This window comes from Vulcanococcus sp. (assembly GCF_044369115.1).
In the GTDB taxonomy this organism is placed as follows: domain Bacteria; phylum Cyanobacteriota; class Cyanobacteriia; order PCC-6307; family Cyanobiaceae; genus Vulcanococcus.
This window is the reverse complement of the sequence record NZ_JBIPMN010000184.1, coordinates 1-4,743: the sequence shown is the minus strand read 5'-3', so window position 1 is coordinate 4,743 and position 4,743 is coordinate 1. Positions and strand designations below refer to the sequence as shown.

Here is a 4,743-nt window from a genome sequence, read left to right as displayed (position 1 = left end):
GTGAGATTGTGCGGAGGGATATTGGTGGCCATCCCCACGGCGATGCCGGTGGAGCCGTTGAGCAGCAGCTGCGGGATGCGCGAGGGCATCACCGTGGGCTCTTGTTGCGAGCCGTCGAAGTTGTCGATGAAATCGACGGTTTCGCACTCGATGTCCTCGAGCAGGCTATCGGTGGTGAGCGCCTGCAGCCGCGATTCGGTGTATCGCATGGCGGCAGGCGGATCGTTATCCACCGAACCGAAGTTGCCGTGACCGTCGATCAACGGCATCCGCATGGAGAAGTCCTGCGCCATGCGCACCAGCGCGTCGTACACCGCCGTATCGCCATGGGGGTGGTACTTACCCAGCACCTCACCCACCACACGGGCGCATTTGCGGTAGGGCCGATCGCTCGTCAGGCCCAGCTCATACATCGCGTAAAGGATGCGGCGATGCACCGGTTTGAGACCGTCGCGGGCATCGGGCAGAGCCCGACCCACGATCACGCTCATCGCGTACTCCAGATAGGAGCGCGACATCTCATTGCGCAGATCAGCCTGGATGATCCGGCCGTCTGAATCGCCTGGTCCGCCTGGACCGGTTGGGTCTTCCCCGTCCCCGGGTGTCAACGCGCCGGGTTCGGTTGGATCCGCCATTCGACAGGACTTTGATTAGAACGCATTTTATCGGTTGTTGCGCCTGTGTCTGCTGCCCGCGGGAGTACGCCCGCCAGAAGCGAGCCTGAGCTACTTGCGTTGCAGCAACACGGCGATCTGCAGGTGTGCACCGCAGCGCAGTTCCGCGATCGCGTGGCGGAGCTGGGCCTGGAGCAGGCCTTCCGCCAAACCCATGTGGTGGTTGCCAGCGAGGCCGGCTTCACCGCCCAGGCATCGCTGGTGCTGCATCTGGGCCCGAGCGATCCACCGATTCGGATCGAACGCTGCCGGCTGGGCCCCGCGGAAGCAGGAGGCGGCCATGGCAACACCGATCTAATACTGCCGATCCAGAGCGGTGGCGCCGCCGCGCTGGAAGCACTGCTGAAGGGCCAGCAGCTTCCCTTCAGTGCCAGCGGCCAGGCCAGCCCGCAACAGCCGCGCCAGGAGCTGGAAACCCAGCTGTCGCTGCAGCAGATCGGGGCCGGTCAACTGCTGCTGCACCGCGCGATCGCCGAAAACGGTGTGGTAGCGGTGAGCAGCCGCGATGGCCTCACCCCCACCCCCTGGGGGCCGGTGCTGGGCCCAATGGGCAGCGCTCTGTTCAGTTGCGCCGGAGCCGGCAGCATCGGCATGACGATGCCCGGCCTCCAGGCACTGGGCCCAGGCTCACCAGTGCTGGTGGCCGGAGCCGTGGGCTGGGTGAGCGGCGCCGGCACCGGCCACAATCCCCTGGTGCGCCGCCAGGCCAGCGGCCATGCCATCAGCCCAGGGGCCAGCTGCGCCGTGAGCGTGGATCTGCATGGCCTCGAGCGGCGCTGGATCCGCGCCTGTGAACAGCGGCAGGAAGGCAGTGGCTTGCTGGTGGCGGTGGCGGCACCGGTGCCGTTGCTCGATCTCGCGGCAGCACGCCAGGCCGCCTGCGGCAACGAGCAACTCCAAGCGCCGGTGTTGGATTACGGCATTCCCCGCCGGGTGCGCCCCAGCCTCGGCAGCGTCAGCTACAGCCAACTGCTCAGCGGCAAGCTCAGCTTCGGCGATCAGCGCATCCGCTGCGCACCGGCCCACAGCCCCCGTCTGGCCGCGGAGATCGGAGCGGAACTCTGCGAGCGGCTTCAAGCCGGCCTGTTCCCCATTCGCCTGCCCCTGGTGGGACTGCCGCAACGCCCTGCACTGCTACCGCTGGAGTGATCGCTCCAGGAAATCAGCCGTAAACTCCCCGGCTGAAACAATCGCCACCAACCATGTCCGACGCTGCTTACCCCAAGCCGGACACCGAGCAGCAAGTCGAGCCCATGGTGCTGGGCGCTGAAGAAACTCCGAAGCAGGAGCCTGCCGTTGAGGCCGCTGCTGTTAACGCCGCTGCAGGGAACATCGAAGAGACCTCCACCGAACCACCAGCCGCTGAAGCCGAGGCGGTGCCGGTTGAGGCCACGGCCACGCCCGAGCCCGTCAAATCCGAACCTGCACCGGAGCCACCTGCATCGACTGCCCCCGTTGATATCCCCACCGTGGCCAGCACCCTGGAGGTGCCCGCCAGCCCTCAGGTGGCCATCCCGGCAGCCGATCAAGACGGCGGCGAATGGGAACTGCTGGTGGAGAAGGTTCGAACCTGGATCAGCAGCGGTCAACTGCACGAGCAATGGCAGAGCGCCCGCACACCGCTCAGCCTTCTGGCCGGCTTGATCGCTGTGCTGCTGGTGCTGCGGGTGTATTCAGCCGTTCTGGGGGTCCTCGACAGCATTCCGCTGCTACCCGGGCTGCTCGAGCTGGCAGGACTGGTGGCCGTGGTGCAGTTCAGCCTCACCCGGCTGGTGCGCAGCAACGATCGCCGCGAGGTGATCGAGGGTGTGAAACAGCGCTGGCAGAGCTTCCGGGGCCGCGGCTGAGCCCGCGCCTCACCGCAGAGACGCCATCGGGCCGGTTGATAGCTTGGCTCGATTGCGTCATGGATTTCGGTGGAGATTCAGCTCGGTCGTTCCCGCACTGTTCGCCGCGCCTACGGCATCGATGAAATCGCTCTCGTGCCAGGCGGTCGCACCGTGGATCCTGCGGTGACCGACAGCAGCTGGACCCTCGGGGGTGTCACCCGCGAGATCCCGATCATCGCCAGCGCCATGGATGGCGTGGTGGATGTGGGCATGTGCGTTGAGCTCACCAAGCAGGGCGCTCTGGGCGTGCTGAATCTGGAGGGCGTTCAGTGCCGCTACGACGATCCCAACCCCGCCCTCGACCGCATCGCAGCAGTGGGCAAGGAGGAGTTCGTGCCGCTGATGCAGGAGCTCTACAGCCAGCCGGTGCGCGAAGACCTCATTCGCAAGCGCATCGCTGAAATCAACGAGCGCGGGGGCATCGCTGCTGTGAGCGCTACCCCTGTGGCCGCTCTGAAGTTCGGAAAAGCCATCGCCGAAGCCGGCGCCGATCTGTTCTTCGTGCAGGCCACGGTCGTGAGCACCGAGCACGTTGGCCCTGAGGGCCAGGAGAGCCTGGATCTTGAGGCGCTCTGCCGCGACTTCGGCGTGCCAGTGATCATCGGCAACTGCGTCACTTACGAGGTGGCCCTCAAGCTGATGCGAGCCGGCGCTGCCGGCGTGATGGTGGGCATCGGCCCCGGCGCCGCCTGCACCAGCCGCGGTGTGCTCGGCATCGGCATCCCCCAGGCCACCTCGGTGGCCGACTGCGCCGCCGCCCGCGACGATTACATGAAGGAAAGCGGTCGCTATGTGCCGATCGTGGCCGATGGTGGCATCGTCACCGGCGGTGACATCTGCAAGTGCCTGGCCTGCGGCGCCGATGCCGTGATGATCGGTTCGCCGATCGCCCGCGCCGCCGAGGCTCCCGGCCGCGGCTTCCACTGGGGCATGGCCACTCCCAGCCCTGTGCTGCCCCGCGGCACCCGCATCAAGGTGGGCACCACCGGCAGCCTCGAGAAAATCCTGCGCGGCCCCGCCTCCCTCGACGACGGCACCCAGAACCTCCTGGGATGTATCCGCACCTCCATGGGGACCCTGGGAGCCCGCACCCTGAAGGAGATGCAGCAGGTGGAAGTGGTGGTGGCGCCCTCGCTACTCACAGAGGGCAAGGTGTATCAGAAAGCCCAGCAGCTGGGCATGGGCAAATAGCCCTTCAGCACAGACGCAGAAGACAGCGGCGTTACCCTCATGTCGTGCGGGCTCCGGCCCACACACTCCTCACACCCCCCAGCCCGGCGCGTCCGGGCCTTCTGTCTTGTTACCGAGTTCCGGCAGGCCCAGAGCCATCCCGGAAACCCATTGCTAGATTCCCAAAACACTGACCCAAACTCGGATGTCCAGCGCCGCAGCCGTCACCGACGCATCCTTCGAGCAGGACGTGCTCAAGAGCGATGTGCCTGTGCTTGTGGATTTCTGGGCCCCCTGGTGTGGTCCCTGCCGCATGGTGGCCCCGATCGTTGACGAGATCGCCAAGGAATTCGAGGGCAAGATCAAGGTGTTCAAGCTGAACACCGACGAGAACCCGAATGTGGCCAGCCAGTACGGCATCCGCAGCATCCCCACTCTGATGGTGTTCAAGGACGGCCAAAAGGTGGACACCGTGGTGGGAGCGGTGCCCAAGACCACCCTCTCGGGCACCATCGCCAAGTACCTCTGAATCAGGCAGAGCCTGGGAGCAACACCCAGATAGCCTTGAAGCCCGGCCTAGAGCCGGGCTTTTTCATGCCACATCTCACCCCGATCACCTCTTCGTTGATGGAGCAGAGCCCCCTTCAGGCCCTCGATCAGGAGCTGCACAACCACCCGCAGCGCCGCGCGATCGAGCGCAGCATCGTGAGCCTGCTGGAGATTGCCAAGGGCAGCACCGATGCCGATGAATGGCGGCTGATCAATGGAGCCCTCGCCGATATCCGCGATGGACTGAGCGTGTTCGCCCCGCACCGGCAGACCCGCAAGGTCACCGTGTTCGGTTCAGCGCGAACCAGCCCCGAAGAGCCCGCCTACAAGCTGGCGCAGGCGCTGGCGGTGGAAGCGGTGGAGCGCGGCTTCGAGGTGATGACCGGCGCTGGCGGCGGGATCATGGAGGCCGCCAACAGTGGGGCCGGTTGTGAGAACAGCATCGGGCTCAATGTGGATCT

General features: G+C 65.9%; 5 protein-coding genes and 1 pseudogene. 5 read left to right on the top strand and 1 reads right to left on the bottom strand.

Translation table 11 applies throughout. The features are described 5' to 3' along the window. Nucleotides 1–635: DNA gyrase subunit A (locus ACIQ2E_RS12480; RefSeq protein ID WP_398331008.1), on the bottom strand; the 635-nt coding region annotated here is incomplete at its 3' end. Between the two features lie 99 nt (nucleotides 636–734). Here ACIQ2E_RS12480 and ACIQ2E_RS12475 point away from each other — a divergent pair. From ACIQ2E_RS12475 to ACIQ2E_RS12455, 5 genes and pseudogenes are all read left to right on the top strand, one after another. Continuing rightward, on the top strand, nucleotides 735–1,823 hold the full coding sequence (locus tag ACIQ2E_RS12475; RefSeq protein ID WP_398331005.1) for a homocysteine biosynthesis protein: 1,089 nt from the start codon (nucleotides 735–737) through the stop codon (nucleotides 1,821–1,823). A 53-nt stretch (nucleotides 1,824–1,876) separates the two neighbouring features. Next, complete coding sequence (locus ACIQ2E_RS12470; protein ID WP_398331002.1) at nucleotides 1,877–2,521, top strand: CAAD domain-containing protein; 645 nt, start codon at nucleotides 1,877–1,879, stop codon at nucleotides 2,519–2,521. A gap of 69 nt (nucleotides 2,522–2,590) precedes the next feature. Then, on the top strand, nucleotides 2,591–3,754 hold the full coding sequence (locus tag ACIQ2E_RS12465) for a GuaB3 family IMP dehydrogenase-related protein (protein ID WP_398330999.1): 1,164 nt from the start codon (nucleotides 2,591–2,593) through the stop codon (nucleotides 3,752–3,754). A 184-nt stretch (nucleotides 3,755–3,938) separates the two neighbouring features. Next, nucleotides 3,939–4,262, top strand: coding sequence for a thioredoxin (gene trxA, locus ACIQ2E_RS12460; protein WP_010303670.1), 324 nt, complete (start codon nucleotides 3,939–3,941; stop codon nucleotides 4,260–4,262). A gap of 65 nt (nucleotides 4,263–4,327) precedes the next feature. Then, nucleotides 4,328–4,743, top strand: a pseudogene (locus ACIQ2E_RS12455) (Rossmann fold nucleotide-binding protein); the annotation flags it as partial.

Excerpts from the sequence above, each read along its gene's own strand:
- ACIQ2E_RS12470 (WP_398331002.1), top strand. The coding sequence starts at position 1,877 with ATGTCCGACGCTGCTTACCCCAAGCCGGACACCGAGCAGCAAGTCGAG.
- trxA (WP_010303670.1), top strand. The coding sequence starts at position 3,939 with ATGTCCAGCGCCGCAGCCGTCACCGACGCATCCTTCGAGCAGGACGTG.